Here is a 2,914-nt window from a genome sequence, read left to right as displayed (position 1 = left end):
CCCGGACCAGCCCGGCCGAGCTGCGCGCCCAGCTGGACGCGGACGCCGCCGGGTTCTTCGCGATCGTGCACCCGGCGCTGCCGCATGTGCGCGCGGTGGGCGGCACCGTCGTCGTCGTCACCACCGCCGCCACCACCCGCTACCCGGTCCGGGACGGCCTGTCCGCGGTCCCCAAGGGCGCGGTCGAGCAGCTGGTGCGGGGCCTGGCGGCGGAGGAGGGCCGGTTCGGGGTCCGTGTGAACTGCGTGGGCCCGGGGATGCTCACCGACGGGATGGCCGAGAGGCTCATCTCCTCCGGCGACCTCGACGACCGCGCCCTCGAGGTCACCCGCCGCAACATCCCGCTGCGACGGTTCGGGACCGCGGTGGACGTCGCCGAGGCCGTGGCGTTCCTCGCCTCCGACCGGGCGGGCTTCATCTCCGGCCAGAAGCTCGACGTCGATGGTGGTTACGGCGTCTGAACGGCGGAGGCCACGGCGTCTGAACGGCGGTGGTGACGGCGTCTGAATCCGATCCGGCGAGCGGGTCCGGTACAGTACCAACCAAGCACTTGCTAGGTAAGGAGATCCCCAGCTCATGACCGACGCACCCATCCCCCCGGTCCTCGGTGTCGACGACCTCGGCCCGGACACGCAGCCGGTCGCCTACGAGGTCACGGGCGGCACCGCCTACGTCACGCTCAACCGCCCCGACTTCCGCAACGCGCAGAACTCGGTCATGACGTACTCGCTGGACAACGCCTTCATCAGGGCCGTGGAGGACGACGCGGTCAAGGTGATCGTCCTGCGGGCCAACGGCAAGCACTTCTCGGCCGGCCACGACATCGGCACCACCGAGCGCGACCACCACGTGGAGTACCCCAACCGCGCCTCGATCTGGTGGGACCACACCACCCGCGGCGGCGGCGACCGGCGGCTGGCCCGCGAGACCGAGGTCTACGTCCAGATGTGTCGCCGCTGGCGCGAGATCCCCAAGCCGATGATCGCCCAGGTGCACGGCGCGTGCATCGCCGGCGGCCTGATGCTGGCGTGGATCTGCGACTTCATCGTGGCCTCCGACGACGCGTTCTTCTCCGACCCCGTGGTCAAGATGGGGATCCCCGGTGTCGAGTACTTCGCCCACGCCTTCGTCCTGGGCCCCCGCCGTGCCAAGGAGATCCTCTACACCGGTCGCAGATTCGGTGCGGCCGAGGCGCTGGACTGGGGCATGCTCAACCACGTCGTGCCGCGCGAGGAGCTGCAGGCGAAGGTCGACGAGATCGCCGGTGAGATCGCCGCGATGCCCGCCTTCGGCCTGACCCTGGCCAAGAAGGTCATCAATTCGAACGAGGACCAGATGGGCCTGCAGACCTCGCTGGACACGGCGTTCGGCTGGCACATGTTCGCCCACTCGGCCAACGCGGAGCCCGACGACACCGACTCGTTCTCCGCCTCCCTCGGCGGGATGGACGCGCGCTCGATGCGCGACAGCGCCAACACGGGCTCGACCGGCGGCCCCGCCCCGACCGGCGAGCAGAAGGGCTGACGCCGTGGATCTGGATCTGGACGCCTCGACACGGGAGTTCCGCCTCGAGGTGCGCGACTGGCTCGCCGCGAACGTGCCGTCCGAGCCGCTCCCACACATGGACACCCGCGAGGGCTTCGAGGCCCACCGCGAGTGGGAGCGAAAGATGGCCGACGCCCGCATGTCGGTCGTGTCGTGGCCCGAGGAGTTCGGCGGCCGCGACTGCGGACTGGTCAACTGGGTGGTCTTCGAGGAGGAGTACTTCCGCGCGGGCGCACCCCTGCGGGTGAGCCAGAACGGCATCTTCCTGCTCGCACCGACCCTGTTCGATCACGCGACCCCCGAGCAGTTGGCGCACATCATGCCGCGCATGGCCCGCGCCGACGACATCTGGGCGCAGGCCTGGTCCGAGCCGGAGGCGGGGTCCGACCTGGCGTCGCTGCGCTCGACGGCTACGCGTGTGGACGGCGGCTGGCTGCTCAGCGGCCAGAAGGTGTGGTCCACCCGCGCCTCGTTCGCCGACAAGGGCTTCGGGCTGTTCCGCACCGACCCGGACGAGCCCCGCCACAAGGGCCTGACCTACTTCATGTTCGACCTGCGGGCCGAGGGCGTCACCGTGCGTCCGATCGACCAGCTCGACGGCCTGCCCGGCTTCGCGGAGCTGTTCCTCGAGGACGTCTTCGTGCCCGACGACCCGGCGGATCCGGCCGAGTCCGGCGTGATCGGCGAGGTCAACCAGGGCTGGAAGGTGGCGATGTCCACCGCCAACAACGAGCGCGGGCTCTCCCTGCGCTCCCCGGGGCGGTTCCTCGCCACCACCGACCGACTGCTCGAGCTGTGGGGTTCCCGCCGGGCGGACCTGGACGAGCGCAGCCGGGGCGCCCTGGCCGACAAGGTGGTGGACGCGTGGATCGGCTCGCGCGCCTACGAGCTGAGCACCTGGAAGACGGTCACCACGCTCACCGGCGGCGCCAACCTGGGCTTCGAGTCCTCGATCAACAAGGTCTTCTGGTCGGACTGGGACATCGCCACCCACGAGACCGCCCTCGACCTGCTCGGCACGGCCGGCGAGCTCGCCGGGGAGCAGTGGATGGACGGATACCTGTTCGCCCTCGCCGGGCCGATCTACGCCGGCACCAACGAGGTACAGAAGAACATCATCGCCGAGCGCCTCCTCGGCCTTCCGCGCGGCTGACGGGACACGGAGCACCATGAGATTCGCACTCGACCCCGAGATCACCGACTTCGCGGCGAGCATCGACTCGCTGCTGACACGGTCCGACCTGCCGTCGGTCATCCGCGCCTGGAGCGCGGGCGACACCGGCCCCGGCACCACCGTGTGGGGCAGGGTCGCCGAGACCGGCGCCGCGGCCCTGCTCATCGACGAGGACGCCGGCGGGGCCGGGGCCAC

The 2,914-nt window shown here is 70.7% G+C and carries 3 protein-coding genes and 1 pseudogene; all 4 read left to right on the top strand.

Going from position 1 to position 2,914, the window contains the following annotated elements:
* Positions 1-461 (top strand): SDR family oxidoreductase (locus G6028_RS14210; protein WP_182659264.1); only part of this gene is annotated, 461 nt, incomplete at its 5' end.
* A gap of 115 nt (positions 462-576) precedes the next feature.
* Entirely contained in the window at positions 577-1,524 is a 948-nt protein-coding gene (locus G6028_RS14205) for an enoyl-CoA hydratase (protein ID WP_182659263.1), read from the top strand.
* A 4-nt stretch (positions 1,525-1,528) separates the two neighbouring features.
* Positions 1,529-2,698: an acyl-CoA dehydrogenase family protein gene (locus G6028_RS14200; RefSeq protein WP_182659262.1), complete on the top strand. Its 1,170-nt coding sequence runs from the start codon at positions 1,529-1,531 to the stop codon at positions 2,696-2,698.
* A 16-nt stretch (positions 2,699-2,714) separates the two neighbouring features.
* Positions 2,715-2,914, top strand: a pseudogene (locus tag G6028_RS14195) (acyl-CoA dehydrogenase); the annotation flags it as partial.

Source organism: Dietzia cercidiphylli (assembly GCF_014145145.1).
Lineage (GTDB): Bacteria > Actinomycetota > Actinomycetes > Mycobacteriales > Mycobacteriaceae > Dietzia > Dietzia natronolimnaea.
This window is presented reverse-complemented; position numbering and strand designations above follow the sequence as displayed.

What these genes read in the sequence shown, in the direction of transcription:
- G6028_RS14205 (WP_182659263.1), top strand. Translation starts at nt 577, where the DNA reads ATGACCGACGCACCCATCCCCCCGGTCCTCGGTGTCGACGACCTCGGC.